This is a genomic window from Burkholderia sp. BKH01, assembly GCF_025685725.1.
Classification (GTDB): Bacteria; Pseudomonadota; Gammaproteobacteria; order Burkholderiales; family Burkholderiaceae; genus Burkholderia; species Burkholderia pyrrocinia_C.
The window spans coordinates 155,159-173,367 of sequence record NZ_JAOTQT010000003.1; the positions used below are offsets into that span (position 1 = coordinate 155,159).

At 67.6% G+C, this 18,209-nt stretch carries 13 protein-coding genes; 9 read left to right on the forward strand and 4 right to left on the reverse strand.

The window, feature by feature from the left end; genetic code table 11:
• Positions 1-4 precede the first annotated feature (4 nt).
• A complete protein-coding gene (mdeB, locus tag OEJ37_RS06335) occupies positions 5-2,737 on the reverse strand; it encodes an alpha-ketoglutarate dehydrogenase (protein WP_263343572.1) in 2,733 nt (910 codons plus the stop codon).
• 149 nt (positions 2,738-2,886) lie between these two features.
• On the opposite strand from mdeB, the gene OEJ37_RS06340 reads away from it, so the two are divergent.
• From OEJ37_RS06340 to OEJ37_RS06365, 6 genes are all read left to right on the forward strand, one after another.
• Entirely contained in the window at positions 2,887-3,414 is a 528-nt protein-coding gene (locus OEJ37_RS06340; protein WP_006749407.1) for an Lrp/AsnC family transcriptional regulator, read from the forward strand.
• Between the two features lie 248 nt (positions 3,415-3,662).
• Positions 3,663-5,384, forward strand: coding sequence for a ubiquinone-dependent pyruvate dehydrogenase (gene poxB / locus OEJ37_RS06345; RefSeq protein ID WP_263343575.1), 1,722 nt, complete (start codon positions 3,663-3,665; stop codon positions 5,382-5,384).
• A gap of 283 nt (positions 5,385-5,667) precedes the next feature.
• Positions 5,668-6,258: a class I SAM-dependent methyltransferase gene (locus tag OEJ37_RS06350; RefSeq protein WP_174416732.1), complete on the forward strand. Its 591-nt coding sequence runs from the start codon at positions 5,668-5,670 to the stop codon at positions 6,256-6,258.
• A 154-nt stretch (positions 6,259-6,412) separates the two neighbouring features.
• Positions 6,413-7,846: an alkaline phosphatase gene (locus OEJ37_RS06355; protein ID WP_174416731.1), complete on the forward strand. Its 1,434-nt coding sequence runs from the start codon at positions 6,413-6,415 to the stop codon at positions 7,844-7,846.
• A 32-nt stretch (positions 7,847-7,878) separates the two neighbouring features.
• Positions 7,879-9,270: an alkaline phosphatase gene (locus OEJ37_RS06360; protein WP_263343577.1), complete on the forward strand. Its 1,392-nt coding sequence runs from the start codon at positions 7,879-7,881 to the stop codon at positions 9,268-9,270.
• A gap of 33 nt (positions 9,271-9,303) precedes the next feature.
• Positions 9,304-10,059: a hypothetical protein gene (locus OEJ37_RS06365; RefSeq protein ID WP_263343579.1), complete on the forward strand. Its 756-nt coding sequence runs from the start codon at positions 9,304-9,306 to the stop codon at positions 10,057-10,059.
• Positions 10,060-10,212: 153 nt separating this feature from the next.
• Here OEJ37_RS06365 and OEJ37_RS06370 read toward each other — a convergent pair whose 3' ends face one another.
• Together OEJ37_RS06370 and OEJ37_RS06375 are read right to left on the reverse strand one after the other, a co-directional pair.
• Complete coding sequence (locus tag OEJ37_RS06370; protein WP_263343858.1) at positions 10,213-11,352, reverse strand: acyltransferase family protein; 1,140 nt, start codon at positions 11,350-11,352, stop codon at positions 10,213-10,215.
• Between the two features lie 278 nt (positions 11,353-11,630).
• Positions 11,631-12,782, reverse strand: a complete 1,152-nt coding sequence (locus OEJ37_RS06375; protein ID WP_174416728.1) for a porin — start codon at positions 12,780-12,782, stop codon at positions 11,631-11,633.
• Between the two features lie 572 nt (positions 12,783-13,354).
• On the opposite strand from OEJ37_RS06375, the gene OEJ37_RS06380 reads away from it, so the two are divergent.
• The 3 genes from OEJ37_RS06380 to OEJ37_RS06390 all read left to right on the forward strand — a co-directional run bounded on the left by OEJ37_RS06380 (position 13,355) and on the right by OEJ37_RS06390 (position 16,264).
• On the forward strand, positions 13,355-14,392 hold the full coding sequence (locus OEJ37_RS06380; RefSeq protein ID WP_174416727.1) for an ABC transporter substrate-binding protein: 1,038 nt from the start codon (positions 13,355-13,357) through the stop codon (positions 14,390-14,392).
• A 70-nt stretch (positions 14,393-14,462) separates the two neighbouring features.
• The gene (locus OEJ37_RS06385; protein ID WP_263343580.1) at positions 14,463-15,428 is read left to right on the forward strand and encodes an ABC transporter permease; all 966 of its coding nucleotides are present in this window, start codon (positions 14,463-14,465) and stop codon (positions 15,426-15,428) included.
• A 14-nt stretch (positions 15,429-15,442) separates the two neighbouring features.
• Positions 15,443-16,264 carry a glycine betaine/L-proline ABC transporter ATP-binding protein gene (locus OEJ37_RS06390; protein WP_263343581.1) on the forward strand — a complete coding sequence of 274 codons (822 nt, stop codon included), beginning with the start codon at positions 15,443-15,445 and terminating at the stop codon, positions 16,262-16,264.
• Positions 16,265-16,540: 276 nt separating this feature from the next.
• Here OEJ37_RS06390 and OEJ37_RS06395 read toward each other — a convergent pair whose 3' ends face one another.
• Positions 16,541-18,208 carry a GMC family oxidoreductase gene (locus OEJ37_RS06395; RefSeq protein WP_263343582.1) on the reverse strand — a complete coding sequence of 556 codons (1,668 nt, stop codon included), beginning with the start codon at positions 18,206-18,208 and terminating at the stop codon, positions 16,541-16,543.
• Position 18,209 lies beyond the last annotated feature (1 nt).

An 18,209-nucleotide genomic window follows, 5' to 3' on the forward strand; every position in this document is an offset into this window, starting at 1 on the left:
CCGGTCAGCGCTGCCATGGCGCGACGCCTGGATATGCCGACTTGCCGAGACGCTCTCGCGCGTCGCGCACGATAGTCGCATCGAGTTCTCCGTCATCCGCCAGCGCCTTCAGCGCGGCGAGCACGATGCTCGCGCGATCGACCTCGAAGAACGCGCGCAGCGCGTCGCGCGTGTCGCTGCGGCCGAACCCGTCGGTGCCGAGCGTCACGTAGCGGCGCGGCACGTATGCGCGGATCAGTTCGGGCACCGCGCGCACGTAGTCGGTCGCGGCGATCACGGGCCCGCGCGTCGTGGCGAGCGCGGCGGTGACGTACGGCGTCGACTGCGCGTCGTCGTCGAGCCGCGTGCGACGCTCGGCTTCCATCCCGTCGCGTTGCAATTCACTGAAGCTCGTGACGCTCCACACGGCGGAATCGATGCCCCAGTCGTCCTTCAGCATCCGCTGCGCGGCGAGCACTTCGCCGAGGATCGCGCCCGAGCCGAGCAATTGCACGCGTGCCGTTGCGCTCGAACCGGACGGCAGCCGGTGCATGCCCTTCAGGATGCCTTCGCGCCGCGCGGCCGGCTCGTCGTCGGGCATCGAGGGCTGCGCGTAGTTCTCGTTCATGACGGTCACGTAATAGAACACGTCGCGCTGCTGCTCGACCATCTCGCGCATGCCCGCATCGACGATCGTCGCGACTTCGTATGCGAACGCCGGATCGTACGCGCGGCAGTTCGGGATCGTCGACGCGGCGAGGTGGCTGCTGCCGTCCTGGTGCTGCAGGCCCTCGCCGCCGAGCGTCGTGCGGCCCGACGTCGCGCCGATCAGGAAGCCGCGCGAGCGCTGGTCGGCAGCGGCCCAGATCAGGTCGCCGATGCGCTGGAAGCCGAACATCGAGTAGTAGATGTAGAACGGCAGCATCGGCAGGTCGTGCACGCTGTACGACGTCGCGGCGGCGATCCACGACGAGATCGCGCCCGCTTCCGAAATACCTTCCTCGAGGATCTGGCCGCGTGTGTCCTCGCGGTAGTAGAGCATCGAGCCGAGGTCCTCGGGCTCGTAGCGCTGGCCGAGCGGCGAGTAGATGCCGACCTGCCGGAACAGGCTGGCCATGCCGAACGTGCGCGCTTCGTCGGCCACGATCGGCACGACGCGCGAGCCGATGTCGCGATCCTTGATCAACGCGGCGAGCATGCGCACGAGCGCCATCGTCGTCGACATCTCGCGGCCGGCCGCGTCCAGCGCGAACGCTCCCCAGGCCGGCATCGAAGGGACGGTCAGCCCCTTCGATGCCGCTGTCCGCCTTCTGGGCAGATAGCCTCCCAGGGCAGCCCGGCGGGCATGCAGGTAACGCATTTCCGGGCTGTCTTCCGCTGGCTTGTAAAACGTCAACTGTTCGACGTCGCTGTCCGACAGCGGCAACCGGAAGCGGTCGCGGAACGCCTTCAGATCGTCGACGTCGAGCTTCTTCTGCTGATGGGTCGTCATCCGGCCCTGGCCGGCCGCGCCCATCCCGTAACCCTTCATCGTCTTCGCGAGGATCACGGTCGGCTGGCCGCGATGCGCGAGTGCGCGCGCATACGCGGCGTGCAGCTTGCGCGCGTCGTGGCCGCCGCGGCGCAGGCGGTCGATCTCCGCATCGGTGAGCTGTGCGGCGAGCGCTTCGAGCGCGGGATCCTGGCTGAAGAAGCGCGCGCGGTTGTATGCGCCGTCGTTCGCGGAGAAGGTCTGGAACTGCCCGTCGACCGTATTGGCGAACGCGCGTGCGAGCGCGCCCGCGTGGTCGCGCGCGAACAGCGGATCCCAGTCGGAGCCCCACAGCACCTTGATCGTGTTCCAGCCGGCGCCCGCGAACTGCGCTTCGAGTTCGTCGATCACGCGGCCGTTGCCGCGCACCGGGCCGTCGAGCCGCTGCAGGTTGCAGTTGATCACGAACAGGAGGTTGTCGAGCCCCTCGCGCGCGGCGAGCGACAGCGCGCCGAGCGATTCGGGTTCGTCCATCTCGCCGTCGCCGAAAAAGCCCCACACGGTGCGGCCCGCGGTGTTCGCGAGGCCGCGATGCTGCAGGTAGCGCATGAAGCGCGCCTGGTAGATCGCATTGATCGGGCCGATCCCCATCGAGCCGGTCGGGAACTGCCAGAAATCGGGCATCAGCCACGGGTGCGGATACGAGCACAGGCCCGGGCCGGCGATTTCGCGGCGGTAATGCTTCAGGTGATCCTCGGTGAGGAAGCCTTCGAGATATGCGCGCGCATAGACGCCCGGCGACGAATGCGGCTGGAAGTACACGAGATCGCCGCCGGCCGTGCCGGATGCGTCGCCGGTCGCGGGCGACGCCGCGCGGAAGAAGTGGTTGAAGCCGGTCTCGAACAGGTCGGACGCCGATGCATAGCTCGCGATGTGGCCGCCGAGTTCGCCGTACGCGCGGTTCGCGCGCACGACCATCGCGAGCGCGTTCCAGCGCAGCGCGGCCGACAGCCGTTCCTCGAGGTCGAGGTCGCCCGGATACGTCGGCTGCTCGGCGAGCTCAATCGTGTTCAGGTAGCGCGTGACGGGCGTGCGCGGTGACGCGAGGCCGGTTGCGCGCGCATGCTCGGCGAGCCGGTCGAACAGGTATTGCGCGCGGTCGCGACCGACGTGCGCGACCACCGCGTCGAGCGCGTCGAGCCATTCGGCGGTTTCTTCCGGGTCCGCATCGGTGCGCGCGAGGGCCGCGCGCTGCGCGTGTTCGATACCGTTCGACAGATCCGTCATGCGAGTCTCCCGCGCGCCGTCGGCGGCACGCATCAATGGGACTCATGCTACGCGTCGATCCGCAAAATATGCGTCTGAATTCATTGGGAATTTGCCGCCGGATAGTGTAAATATTCCGGAATCGTCGCGAGATCAGGAATATTCAGACTATGAGCGCCTCCCCCAAGCGGCTCGACCGCATCGACATCGGCATCCTGAACCAGCTTCAGCAGAACGCGCGGATCACGAACGCGGAACTCGCGCGCGCGGTGAACCTGTCGGCCACGCCGTGCTTCAACCGCGTGCGCGCGCTGGAGAAACTCGGGCTGTTCCGGCAGCAGGTCACGCTGCTCGATCCCGAGCCGCTCGGGCTGCGGATCAACGTGTTCATCCAGGTCAGCCTCGAGAAGCAGGTCGAGGACGCGCTGCAGCGCTTCGAGGAGGCGATCTCGCAGCGGCCCGAGGTGATGGAGTGCTATTTGATGTCGGGCGACGCCGACTATCTGCTGCGCGTCGTGATGCCCGACATGCGCACGCTCGAGCGTTTCATCATCGAGCGGCTCACGACCATTCCCGGCGTGTCGAACATCCGGTCGAGCTTCGCGCTGAAGCAGGTGCGCTACAAGACCGCGCTGCCGCTGCCGGCGGCGGGGCTCACGCTCGTCGATCCGGACGAGTCGGCGTCCGACTGGAGCTGAGCGCGGCGCCAGCCAGCCTGTCCGTTCGCCTGCGCGACGGTGACGAGACGATGACGAAACGATGTCACCGGCCGCGCGGCGCGGCGACGGATCGAACCAATCGCGTGCGTGCGCCTCATACGGCGGTCGGCCCGGTTGCACCGTCGCGACGCGGCGCGGGCCAGGCGCGTATGCTCGTCCGGTCGGCGAAACGTGCGAACGCACGGCCGGTTCATGCATGTCTCGATCAATCAACGAGTGAGGGCGTGATGGCAAGACAGACGATGGCGGAATACCTGGCGAAGACGCTGGCGGCGGCGGGCGTCGAGCGTATCTGGGGCGTGACGGGCGACAGCCTGAACGGCCTGTCGTTCAGCCTGGCCCAGATCGGCTCGATCCGCTGGATGCACACGCGGCACGAGGAAAGCGCCGCGTTCGCGGCCGGCGCGGATGCCGCGTCGACCGGGCGGCTCGCGGTGTGCGCGGGCAGCTGCGGCCCCGGCAACCTGCACCTGATCAACGGGCTGTACGACTGCCACCGCAATCACCAGCCGGTGCTCGCGATCGCCGCGCACATCCCGTCGACCGAAATCGGGCTCGGCTACTTCCAGGAAACCCATCCGCAGGAGCTGTTCCGCGAGTGCAGCCACTTCGCGGAGCTGGTGACCAACGCGTCGCAGTTCCCGCGCGTGCTCGCGCGCGCGATGCGCACCGCGATCGAGGAACGCGGCGTCGCGGTGATCGTGCTGCCGGGCGACATCGCGCTCGGCGACGGCCCGGAAGAGGCGCCGGCGTGGAGCGAATCGGCGCCGCCGTCGATCCTGCCGGCCGAGGCCGATCTCGACCGGCTCGCGGCCTTGCTGAACGGCTCCGACGCGGTCACGCTGCTGTGCGGCAGCGGCACGCAGGGCGCGCACGACGAAGTGGTCGCGCTGGCCGACACGCTCGGCGCGCCGGTCGTGCATGCGCTGCGCGGCAAGCAGTTCGTCGAATGGGACAACCCGTTCGATGTCGGAATGACGGGGCTGATCGGCTTCAGTTCCGGTTATCACGCGATGGAATCGTGCGACACGCTGCTGATGCTCGGCACGGATTTCCCATACCGGCCGTTCTATCCGTCGAACGCGAAGATCGCGCAGATCGACTGGAAGGGTTCGCAGCTCGGCCACCGCGCGCCGCTCGCGCTCGGCCTCGTCGGCACCGTGAAGGAAACCATCGCCGCGCTGCTGCCGCGCCTGACACGCAAGACGCAGCGGCGCTTCCTCGAGAATGCGCTGAAGCATTACGCGGCCGCGCGCAAGGGGCTCGACGATCTCGCGGTGGCCGAGCCGCCGGGCCGCGCAATCCATCCGCAATACCTGACGAAGCTCGTCGACGAAGTCGCGGCCGACGACGCGATCTTCACGGCCGACGTCGGCACGCCGACGCTGTGGGCCGCGCGCTACCTGACGATGAACGGCAAGCGGCAACTGCACGGCTCGTTCAACCACGGGTCGATGGCGAACGCGATGCCGCAGGCGCTCGGCGCGCAGGGTGCGCATCCGGGGCGGCAGGTGGTGTCGCTGTCCGGCGACGGCGGGCTGTCGATGCTGCTCGGCGATCTGCTGAGCGCGCGCCAGCTCAACCTGCCGATCAAGATCGTCGTGTACAACAACAGCCTGCTCGGCTTCGTGTCGATGGAGCTGAAGGCGGCCGGTTATCTCAATACCAACGTCGACCTGAGCCCGACCGATTTCGCGGCGATCGCGAAGGGCGCGGGTATCTTCAGCGTACGCGTCGAGCATTCGGAGAACGTCGAGCAGGCATTGCGCACGGCGTTCGCGCACGACGGGCCGGCGGTGGTCGACGTCGTCACGTCGAAATACGAGCTCGCGATGCCGCCGAAGATCGAGATCGCGCATGCGAAGGGCTTCAGTCTGTTCATGCTGCGCGCGATCCTGAGCGGGCGCGGCGACGAGATCGTCGAGCTGGCGAGAACCAACCTGAGGTGAGGTGGTGCCGCGCGCGATGCGGCGTGCCGTTCGTTCCCGATCGGTCACGCTGCTTCGCTCCCGTCGGCGGCCCACTCACGGATACGGCGGCGCAGGCTATTAGGGACAATCTTCACGTCGCCTTAAGTTTGCGTTTCCTAGAATCGATTTGATCGTCGCTCTTCCTGCGACGGAACGATTCGTCCAGGAGGATGCACGTGAAAAAGCCCCGTGTCGCCGCAGCCCTGTTCCACGAAGCCGTCGGCACGTCGAAGCCGACGGCGCAACCGCTCAAGGCCGGCCAATGATCTGGCCAAACGTGTGGCGCGTCTCGGCACTGTTCGTGCGCGAGTGGGTCGGCCGCCCGGCCGCGGTGGGCGCGTTGTGCCCGAGTTCGCGGCATCTGGCGCGCGAGATGGCCGGCGCGGTGCCGGACGGCGACGGGCTGGTCGTCGAACTCGGCGGCGGCACCGGCGCGATCACCGCGGCGTTGCTCGAACGCGGCGTCGCGCCACGGCGCCTCGTCGTGGTCGAGCGTTCGCCGGCGTTCGTGCAGCACCTGCGGCGACGCTTTCCGGATGTGTCGATCGTGTGGGGCGATGCGCGGCAGCTCGAGCGGCTGCTGCCGCCCGCCGCGCGGGTCGATGCGATCGTGTCGTGCCTGCCGTTGCGCACGCTGCCGCGCGAGGACGTGACGGCCATCGTCGATCAATGCCGTCGTGTGCTGTCGGCCGATGGCGTGATGGTTCAATTCACCTACGACTTGCGCTCGCCCGGCCGTCATCCGCTGGGCGATTCGGCATTTGTCGCCTGCGGCAGTCGTATCGTCTGGGCAAATATTCCGCCCGCGCGCATCGTGACCGTGCGCAGCGCCGCCACCGAACACGCCGATTGACGCGGCCGCGCGCGGGGCGCCCGGACACGGCGCCGTGCCGGTTTCTTTCATAGGTCATACAGATCCTTCCAATTCCCATTCATCTTGCCGTCACATCAGGTTCCTACCATCGCCTTTCATTTCGAAAGCAGCAACACCGGGGGGAACCGGCAACATGAATCGAATCAAAATGGCGGCGCTGCTGTGTGCCGGCGCCTTTGGGCTTGCCGGATGCAACAGCGACGACGGCCCGACCAGCTCGACGCCCGCGCCCGTGCAGGCGGCGGCGCGCAACGTGATCTTTTTCCTCGGCGACGGCATGGGGATGACGACGCTGACGGCCGCGCGCATCTATGCGGTCGGTGAAGACGGCGCGCTCACGATCGACACGCTGCCCGAATCCGCGTTCGTGAAGACCTATTCCAACGATGCACAGGTGACGGACAGCGCGCCGTCGATGTCGGCGTACATGACCGGCGTCAAGACCAACAACGAAGTGATCTCGATGTCGCCCGACACGAAGGCGATCGAGCCGACCGCCGGCCTCACCGGCAACTGCGGCGCGAGCAACGGCAAATCGGTGTCGACGCTGCTCGAGATCGCGAAGGCGAAGGGGATGGCCACCGGTGTCGTGACGACCACGCGCGTCACGCACGCGACGCCGGCCGCGACCTACGCGCACGTGTGCCATCGCGACGCCGAGAACGACATCGCGGCCCAGCTCGTGCCGGGCGGCGCGGGCTACAACGGCGCGCTCGGCGACGGTGTCGACGTCGTGCTCGGCGGCGGCACGCAATTCTTCGTACCGAAGGACGGCGGCGGCAAGCGCACCGACGGGCGCAACCTCGTCAACGAACTGAAGGCCAAGGGTTACGCGTTCGCGCAGAACCGCGACGACCTGCTGGCCGCGGATGCGACGAAGAGCGGGAAGCTGGTCGGCCTGTTTTCGTCGAGCCACATGAGCTACGACCTCGATCGTGGCGCGACGAAGGAACCGAGCCTCGCCGACATGGCGACGCGCGCGCTCGACGTGCTGCAGAACAACCCGAACGGCTATTTCCTGATGGTCGAGGGCGGCCGGATCGATCACGCGCTGCACGACACCAATGCGAAGCGCGCGCTGCAGGACACGGTCGCGTTCGACAACGCGATCAAGGCGACGCTCGACAAGGTGCGCAAGACCGATCCCGACCTGAAGAACACGCTGATCGTCGTCACGGCCGATCACGATCACACGCTGGTGCTGAACGGCTATGCGGCGCGCACCGGCAAGACCGAAGCGGGCAAGCCCGGCGTGCTGGGCGTGCTGCGCAGCTATCAGACGGGCGCGGTCGCGAAGGACGCGGACGGCGCGCCATACACGATCATCGGCTTCGGCAACGGCGAGAACCGCGTGCAGGGCAGCCGCGCGGGCACCGCGCTCACCGACGCGGTGACGGGCGCCGACGATTATCGCCAGGAGGCGGCCGTGCGGATGGACAAGGGCAGCGAGACGCACGGCGGCACGGATGTGTTCCTCGGTGCGATCGGCCGCGGCGCGGATGCGTTCCACGGCGTGATCGAGAACAACAAGGTCTTCGAGCTGGTGCGCAACGCGGTGCAGCTTTGAGCGCCGACAACACGGGTACAGGGGAATACAGGATGTCGACCATCAAGTGCATCGCGGCGGCGTTGGCCGTCGTGGGTTTCGCATGCGGCCCGGCGCAGGCCGCCGGCCAGGCGAAGAACGTGATTTTCTTTCTCGGCGACGGCATGGGGCCGACGACCGTGACGGCGAGCCGGATCTACAAGGTCGGCGAGTCGGGGCAACTGACGATGGAGAAGCTGGCCCGCACCGCGCGCGTCAAGACCTTCTCGAACGACGCGCAGACCACCGACAGCGCACCGTCGATGGCCGCGTACATGACCGGCGTGAAGATGAACAACGAGGTGCTGTCGATGTCGTCCGACGCGCGCGCGGTCGCGCCGGGCAGCGACGCCAACGGCAACAAGACCGTCAACAACTGCGCGCCGGGCAACGGCCAGCCGGTCGCGACGCTGCTGGAGCTGGCGAAGGCGCGCGGCAAGGCGGTCGGCGCGATCACGACGACCGAGCTCACGCACGCGACGCCCGCCGCAACCTATTCGCACATCTGCCATCGCGATGCGCAGTACGACATCGCCGCGCAGGCGGCGCCGGGCGGTGCCGGCTACAACGCGGCGCTCGGCGACGGCGTCGACGTGCTGATGGGCGGCGGCCGCAATCACTGGACGCCGTTCGATCCGGTCGCGAACAAGCGCGGGCGCGCCGACGGGCGCAACCTGCTCGACGAGATGAAGACGAAGGGCTACACGGTCGTGGCTACGAAGGATCAGCTCGCGCAGGCCGGCAACGGCAAGCTGGTCGGTTTGTTCAGTTCGACGAGCCATCTCGAGTACGAGCTGGATCGCGTCGCAGGCAAGGGCGAAGGGCCGACGCAGCCGAGCCTCGCGGACATGACGTCAAAGGCGATCGACGTGCTGTCGAAGAATTCGAACGGCTATTTCCTGATGGTCGAGAGCGGCCGGATCGATCATGCGCTGCATGGCACCAACGCGAAGCGCGCGCTCGAGGATACGGCGGCGTTCGACGAAGCGATCCGCGTCGCGCTGTCGAAGGTCGACCTGTCGAACACGCTGATCGTCGTGACGGCCGACCACGACCACACGATGACGATCAACGGTTATTCGAAGCGCGGCAATCCGATTCTCGACATCAGCCGCAACTATCGCGACGGCCAGCCGAGCAAGGATGCCGACGGCAATACCTATACGACGCTGGTGTTCGGCAATGGCGCGAACCGGCCGAACGTGCGCGCGCCGGTCGATTCGGCCACGGCGATGAACGACGCGTACCTGCAGGAAGTCGGCGTGCGGATGGGTAGCGCGGGCTCGGAGACGCACGGCGGCGGCGACGTGATGCTGTTTGCCGACGGCGCGGACGCGAAGGCGTTCAAGGGCACGATCGACAACACGAAGGTGTTCGGTCTCGTGCGATCGGCGTTCGGTTTCTGATGCCGGCAGCTTCATGATGAACGGGAACCTCCGATGAAACGTCACTTCCTCTGCGCGCTCGCGTGCGGGCTGGCCGTGCTCCCCGCTTTTGCGGCGGCGGATCTCGATGCGGTGCTGCTGCACGAAAGCCGCACGGTCACGGCCGACGGCGTGACGCGCACGACGATGTATCGCGAACGGATGGTTCGGCGCGACGGGCACGTGTGGGTCGAGCGCCTGCTGCCCGTCGCGGCGGCGGGCGGCGGGCATGACGACGATCACGACCATGACCACGACGCGGGCCGTGTGCGCCAGGACCCGTTGCGCGCCGGCGTGCAGCCGGCCGCAGCCCATGCCGGACACAAGCATTTCAACTTCCAGGCAGCCGCACGTCACGTCACGTACGACGGCAAGACGGCGCGCATCGAGTATGTGGACGCGGCGACCCGCACGGTCGTCAGCGTGCCGCCGGCCGAGTACGAAACCACGGGCTTCGACGGCTCGTGGGACAACGCGTACTACGTGACGCCGCCGTCGCAGCTGAAGCGGCTCGGCGCGGCGAAGCCCGGCGATGCGCCCGGCACCCGCTGGTACGAGCAGGCGGTCGACACGCCCGGCGCGCGCGGCGTGAACCGGATCCTGTGGAGCGAACGGCTGCAGGCGCCGCTGTCGGTCGAATACCGGAGTGCCGACGGCCGTGTCGTGCGCAAGCTGACGCTGACGCAGGAGCAGGCTGCGCGACGGGCGCCGTTGCCGTGGCAGGCGCTTGCCGGTTATGCGCACAAGGAATACGCGGACTACCTGGATTGACCGACGCGCGACCGATGACGCGGTCGCGGTCGATCGAAGATTCGCAAGCGAGGCTTGCGGTCAGGGCGGCCGGTATCGTCGTGCGATACGGCCGGGGCCTGGCCGGTTTTTTTCCTTTTCCAGCCGCATCCGACGGGGAGCGCCGACGAAGCGCTAGAAGCGCGCGCCGTTCGGCACGCGCGCCACGGGCCGCGACGCGACCCGTTTGATGACGCGGTCGAGCGGTGTCGCATAGCCGCGCGCGATGACCGCGCTCAACCCGGCCGACAGCACCAGATACGCGACGAGCAACGCCAGCTTGCCGTCACCATGCGTGGCAGACGGCGGCCAGAACGTGCGCAGCGTGCCGAGCACGATCAGGTGGAACAGATACAGCTCGTAGCTGAGCCGGCCGCTCCAGCGCAGCGGCGCGAACGCGCGGCCATGCGCGCGTTCGTGTTCCGCATGCGCGCCGATCAGCAGCACGCCGGTGCCGAGCGCCATTGCGGATACCCCGATCACATGGCTTTCCGCGATCGGCCACGCGAGATAGAGCGCCGTCATTGCCGCTGCCGCGAGCCATTGCACGGGCGCCGCCGCGAGCGCCTGCCAGCGCGCGCGTTCGGCGAGCAATGCAGTGCAGCAGCCGATCGCGATGCCGTCGAAGCACGCGAAGTACGCATAGAGGAAGCCGCCTTCGTCGCCCGGATGCGTGAAGCGGTACACGGGGCCGATCGCGGCAATCACCAGCCAGAACGCGATCAGCCGCGCGTCGCGGCGCAGCGCGATGCACAGCAGCGGAAACGACAGGTAGAACACCTCCTCGACCGACAGCGACCACAGCACGCCGAGCGCGTAGTTGACCCATCCGTACGCGCCGATCAGCACGTTCATCCAGAACGTGAGCGACGCGAGATTCACGAGCCAGAACGACACGGCGACGCCCTGCGGCGCATGGTTCGTGAAGATCGGCACGCCGGCCGCCGCGAGGCCGTTGACGAGCGCGAGCAGCAGGAGCAGGCACGGGACGATGCGCGCGATGCGCGACACGTAGAACGCGCGCGCGTCGAGCGCGCCGAGGCTGCCCCAGCGGCGGCGCGCATTCGACGTGATCAGGTAGCCCGAGATCGCGAAGAACATCGTCACGCCGTAGTTGCCGTTGCGCACGATTGCATGGACCGTGTCCCAGCCGAGCACGCGCGCAAGCGCCGTGTCGCGCAGCGGATACGCGATGTTGAAGTGATGCAGCAGGACGAGCAGGATCGACACGCCGCGCAGCAGGTCGATCCGCGCGTTGCGCGGGCCGGTGCTCATTGCGGCCTTGCTGGCGGCGTAGGCGAACTGCACGCGGTGCCAATGCTTCAAGCGACACTCCTTCGAATGGGGCGGCACACAGTGTATCGGCGGATCGCGGACTGTCGACCTGTCACGGTTGACGGGGCAGGCTAGCGGCTTCTATCGATTCGGGCGGGCCAATCACGCATTGCCGCGCCCACGAAAAAGCCCGCCGGCAGGCTTGCGCTTGCGGGCGGGCAAAGACACCCCGGCAGACCGGCGCGGGTGTCGCGTGAAGAACGGAGAACCGGGTTGCGTCAGAACTTGTGGCGCAGCGCGAGGCGCACGGCCACCTGGTTCGATGTCGACGACGGTGCGTCGGTGCCGGGGATGAACGCCTGGTCGAGGATCGAGTTCGTCTTGTCGCCGGCGATATGCTGGTACGCGGCCTGCACGTACACGTCGGTGCGCTTCGACAGGTTGTAGTCGGCCATCAGCCCGACCGAGTGAATCTTCGGCTTCGCGTCGCCGGTCGACGCGTCGTACTTCTCCAGCGACAGCACGTACTGCGCGCCGACCATGAACGCCGGCGTGATCTGGTATGCACCGTTCACCTCGAAGTTCTGGTACTTGATCGCGCTGACCGTCGCTCCCGGCGCGATGATCGCGCCCGGCGTGCCGAGGTAGCCGTTGCCGGTCGGGTTCTTGTAGTTCGAGTTCGTATACGCGAAGCCGACCGTCGCGGGCCCGAACGTGTAGTTGATGCCCGCGCCGAACACGCGCATGCGCTCGGCGATGTAGCTCGCGTCGTTCGCGGTGATCGCGCCGGCCGAGCCGTCGCCCGGATGGTTCGCCTGCAGGTACGCGGCGCCGATCAGCAGCCCGTTGTTCTGGTATTGCGCGCCGAAGCTGTACGCGCGGTTGTCCGAGAAGCTCGTGCTGTTGCTGAAGCTGTATGCGCCGCCGAACTGGAAGCCGCCGAAGTTCGGGCTCGCGTACTTCACCGTGTTGTCGAGCCGGAACGAGTTGTCGGTGTTGTCGTTGTCGAACGGGTGCGCGAGCAGGTAGCCGCCCCAGTTGCCGTTGGCGGTGGTCGGCGCGAGATAGTCGACGACGGAATCGTACTGGCGGCCGAACGTCAGCGTGCCGTACTGCGCCTGGCTCAGGCCGACGTACGCCTGGCGGCCGAACATGCGGCCGCCCTGGTTGAGCCGGCCGCTGTTCACGTCGAAGCCGTTCTCGAGCTGGAAGATCGCCTTCATGCCGCCGCCGAGATCCTCGCTGCCCTTCAGGCCCCAGCGGCTGCCCTGCGCGTAGCCGCTCGCCATCTCGTAGACGTGGCCGGTGCCGACGTTGTTCGTGTAGTTCAGGCCTTCGTCGATCACGCCGTACAGCGTGACGCTGCTTTGCGCGAACGCGGGCGACGCGAATGCGGCCGTTACGGCGAGCGCCGTCAGTTTCTTGTTCATTGAGAGATCTCCGGGGTATCCAGCTGGTATCGGTTGTCGTGAGCGCGTCCGGCGAGGCGCGTCCCGTCATCCGGGGCGACCCGGCGCGGCGCGCGCGGCGCCGGAAGTGCGCAATGCACGGCAGCGCGGCGACCGGCAGCGTCGGGTCGTGTCTCCTCCGATGACACCGCGCATTCTTCCCAAGCCGAAAAGGAATCGAAAGCGAGTAATTTCGATGGATGGGATCGGGTTCGCCGATGGGGGCGCGACGGGTGGTCTCGACAGTCGAAACCGCACGCGTGGAGCCGCGGTTCGACGCCGGCCGGGCAACCGCCGGGCGTGGTCGCGACACGGCCCGCGCCGGGCCGCGCGCGGGCTCGTGAAATCGGTCGAGAGGCCCGTCCGGCGGGCCTGACGGGGCGCCCGGCGATCGATTGGCGCTGCCGATTGCAATGATCGGAATTACTCGTTTCCCTAAACAAATTGGCGGTTGAAACATGCAGGCTGACCGGACGTGGAGGGATTCGCGATGCGCCGGTCGCCGCGCATGCCGCGACGCACAAACAACAGATTCGATTTGGAGACGACCCACCATGCAGATTCGACGACTGAAAACGGTCCTTCTCGCCGCCGCGGCGATCCTGTCCGCGCCCGCGGCCCACGCGGCCGGCGGCGCGTGCGCCGACGGCAAGACGGTCCATTTCGCGGGCATCACGTGGGAGAGCGGGTCGTTCGCGACCGAGGTGCTGCGGCAGATCATGGAGAAGGGTTACGGCTGCAAGACGGACGTCGTGCCGGGCAGCACGGCCGCGACGGAAACGGCGCTCGCGCGCAACGACCTGCAGATCTGGGCCGAGCAGTGGACGGGCCGCAGCGAGATCACCGCGAAGGCCGTCGCGTCGGGCGCCGTGAAGCTGATCGGCGACACGCTGCCGGGCGGCACGACGGAAGGCTGGTTCGTGCCCGAATACGTGGTGAAGGGCGATCCGGCGCGCAACATCAAGCCGGTCGCGCCGGGGCTCGTGTCGATCGACGATCTGCCGAAGTACAAGCAGGTGTTCGCCGACGAGGAGGAACCGGACAAGGGGCGCTTCCTGAACTGCCCGACGGGCTGGGACTGCGAGCGCGTGAACACGCGCCTGTTGCGCGTGCTGAAGCTCGACCAGTCGTATACGAACTTCCATCCGGGCACGGGCGCGGCGCTCGACGCGGCGATCGCGTCCGCGTACCAGCGCGGCGCGCCGATCGTGTTCTATTACTGGGGTCCGGCCGCGCTGATGGCGAAATACAAGTTCGCCGCGCTGAAGATGCCGGCCTATAACGAAGCATGCTGGAAGACGCTGCGCGACGAGAGCAGCACGCACCAGTGCGCGTCGTCGTACATGGTGTCGCGGCTGACGGTCGGCGTGTCGAAGCCGTTCGCCGATGCGAACCCCGATCTCGTCGGCGTATTCGGCAAGGTGCGTTTTCCGATGGACTTCCTGAACCAGACGATCCTCGAGATGACGACGAAGAAGATCGACGGCGCGGCGATGGCCACGCAGTTCCTGAAGACCCGCCAGGACATGTGGAAGCAATGGGTGCCGGCCGACGTCGCGCAGAAGATCGCCGGCAGCCTGAAGGGCGCGTAACCTGCGCGCGGCGGCGGGCCCGTGCCCGCCGCCGCCGTCACGCGCCTGCGCGGCGCGACGGAGAATCAATATGAACGGCTTCTTTCTGCACCTGTCGATCGCCGACTGGGTCAACAGCGCGCTCGAGACTTTCGTCGCGCAATACGGCGACAGCTTCCATCACTTCAGCACGTTGCTGCTGCGCTACCTGCTCGTGCCGCTCGAAGGCGCGCTGCGCGTGGCGCCGCCGTGGCTCGTGCTGCTGGTCGTCGGCGCGATCGCGTGGAATGCGACGCGCCGCATCGGCCTCGGCGCGCTCTTCATGCTGCTGCTCTACGCGATCGGCTGCTTCGGCCTGTGGGACAAGCTGATGCAGACGCTCGCGCTGATGCTCGTCGCGACGGTGCTGTCGGTCGCGATCGGCGTGCCGGCCGGCATCCTCGCATCGCGCAGCGCGTGGCTGCGCCGGATGCTGCTGCCGGTGCTGGACGTGATGCAGACGCTGCCGAGCTTCGTGTACCTGATCCCGGTGCTGATGCTGTTCGGCCTCGGCAAGGTGCCCGCGATCCTCGCGACGATCATCTACGCGCTGCCGCCGCTGATCCGCCTGACCGATCTCGGCATCCGCCAGGTCGACCCGGACGTGACGGAAGCCGCGCGCGCGTTCGGCACGACGCGCTGGCAACTGCTCGTCAACGTGCAGTTGCCGCTGGCGCGGCCGAGCATCATGGCCGGCATCAACCAGACGACGATGATGGCGCTGTCGATGGTCGTGATCGCGTCGATGATCGGCTCGCGCGGGCTTGGCGAGGACGTGCTCGCGGGCATCCAGACACTCGACGTCGGCAAGGGCACGCAGGCCGGCCTCGCGATCGTGATCCTCGCGATCGTGATCGACCGGATCAGCCAGGGCTTCGGCCAGGAGCGGCGCACCCGGCGGCGGCTCGCGCAGCAGCGCCGGCAGAAGGGCGCGTCGCGCGTGCCGTACCGGCTGCCGCGCAAGGCGCCGTCGGCGGGCGTCGATTCGAATCAGGCGACGCAATCGTCGCGCGCATAGGAACGGAGGCAGACATGGCGACCATCGACGTCAAACACGTGTACAAGCTGTTCGGGCCGCAGGCGGCGCATGCGCGCGTGCTCGACCTGCTGCGGGCCGGCAAGCGCAAGGCCGACGTGCTGGCCGAAACGGGCTGCAACGTCGGGCTCAACGACGTGAGCCTCGGCATCGAGTCGGGCGAGATCTTCGTGATCATGGGGCTGTCGGGTTCCGGGAAGTCGACGCTCGTGCGGCATTTCAACCGGCTGATCGAGCCGACGGCCGGCGAGATCGTGATCGACGGCAGCGACGTGATCAAGCTCGACGCGCATGGGCTGCGCGAGCTGCGCCGCTTCAAGGTCAGCATGGTGTTCCAGAACTTCGGGCTGCTGCCGCACCAGACCGTGCTCGACAACGCGGCGTATGCGCTGCGCACGCGCGGCGAGAAGCGCCACGACGCGGCCGAAGCGGCGCGCAACTGGCTGACGAAGGTCGGGCTCGACGGCTACGGCGATCATTATCCGGACGAGCTGTCGGGCGGGATGCGGCAGCGCGTCGGGCTGGCGCGCGCGCTGGCGGCCGACACCGACGTGCTGCTGATGGACGAGGCGTTTTCGGCGCTCGATCCGCTGATCCGCACCGAGATGCAGGATCAGCTGCTCGAGCTGCAGGCGACGCTGTCGAAGACGATCGTGTTCATCACGCACGATCTCGACGAGGCATTGCGGATCGGCGACCGGATCGCGATCCTGCGCGACGGCACGCTCGTGCAGGTCGGGACGCCGGAGGACATCCTGTCACGGCCGGCGGACGACTACGTGCGAAGGTTCGTGGAGAAGCGCACGAGCATGAACTGACGCGCGTCGCGCCGCTTGCCCCGCTCAGGCCGCGCGGTGCACGGCCGTCGTCAGCACGATCTTGCCGATGTGGACGCCCGAATCGATCAGCACGTGCGAATCTGGATGGTCACGCACAAGGATCTGCGGCATACCGCGCGCATGAGCGCGATGATCGATCACATCGTGCGGGTGTTCGGCGACGCGTCGGCGTCGCGTCGAACGAAAAACGACGCACCGCGATGAGCGGTGCGCCGTTTTTCGTCGTGACTGGCTGTTTCGCCTGCAGCCGTCGCGTCAATGCGCGACGGTTGCCGGTTCGCTCGCGCGCACGCCGGCCATCTCGCCGCGCAACGCATCCGCCAGGATCAGATCCGCGCCTTTCTCAGCGACCATCATCGTCGGCGCGTTGACGTTGCCCGACGTGATGTTCGGGAACACCGACGCATCGACGATCCGCAGCGCCTGCAGCCCGTGCACGCGCAATGACGCATCGACGACCGACGTCGCCGCATCCGGCCCCATCGCGCACGATCCGCACAGGTGGTAGATCGAACCCGACTGCTCGCGGAAGTATTGCAGCATCGCTTCGTCGGAGTCGACCTGCGGCCCCGGCGAGATTTCCTCGACGGTCATCGACTTCAGCGCCGGCGCGCGCATCAGCGCACGGATCACCTTGCTGCCCTGCACGGCCTCGTCGAGATCCTTCCGCGTGGTGAGCGCGTTGATGCGGATCTTCGCGGCGTCTTCCGCGCGGTTCGACGCGATCTCGATCGTGCCGCGGCTCGTCGGCCGGCACGGGTTGAACGCGATCAGGAACCCCGAATACGGCTCGGGCTTGATGCTCGCGCGGTCGCTCTTCGGAATCCGGTACGACAGCGGGTTGAAGTAGATCTGGATGTTCGGTTCCCGCGCGTCGGCCGTGCCGCGGAAGAAGCCGCCGGCCTGGTTCACGCTCATCGCGAGCGGCCCGCGCTTGGTCAGCAGGTAGCGCAGCCCGATCTTCAGCTTGCCGACGAGCGTGCCCATCTCGTCGTTCAGCGTCGGCCGGTTCGCCCTGAAGTAGAAGCTCACGCACAGGTGGTCCTGCAGGTTGCGGCCCACCGCCGTCAGCGCATGCACGAGCGGCACGTGCATGCGTGCGAGCAGCGCCGGATCGCCGACACCCGACAACTGCAGCAGCTTCGGCGTATCGACGGCGCCGGCCGCGAGGATCACCTCGCGCGCCGCGACGAGCGTTTCGTCGCCGTTTGCGCCGGCCACGACCACGCCGGTCGCGCGCGTGCCGTCGAACGTCACGCGCCGCACCAGCACGCCCGAGCGCAGCGTGAGGTTCGCGCGGCCCAGCGCGGGCCGCAGGTACGCGAAGCTGCTCGAACTGCGTTCGCCGTTCTTCGTGTTCAGGTCGTAGATGCCCGCGCCTTCGAACTGCACGCCGTTGAAATCGTCGGTGCGCGGCAGGTTCAGTTGCGCGCAGCCCTTCAGGAATTCGTGGACGATCGGATGCACGTCGGCCTTCATCGACGTGATGTGGATCGGCCCCGTCGTGCCGTGATGCCGCGGATCGGTCGCGCCGGCCGCATGGGTTTCGAGCTTGCGGAAATACGGCAGCACGTCGTCGTACGCCCAGCCCGGATTGCCGGCTGCCGCCCAGTCGTCGTAGTCGCTGCGCTGGCCGCGCACGTAGACCATCGCGTTGATCGAGCCCGATCCGCCGACCACCTTGCCGCGCGGGCAGTACAGCTTGCGCCCGGCGAGCTGCGCTTCGGGCTCGCTGTAGTACATCCAGTTGTAGCGGCGGTTGTAATACGTCTTCGTGAAGCCGACCGGCACCTTGAACCAGAACGACGCGTCGCGTTCGCCCGCCTCGAGCAGCAGTACCGAATGCCTGCCCGATTCGCTCAGGCGGTTCGCGAGGATGCAGCCGGCCGAGCCCGCGCCGACGATGATGTAGTCGTAAGTCATG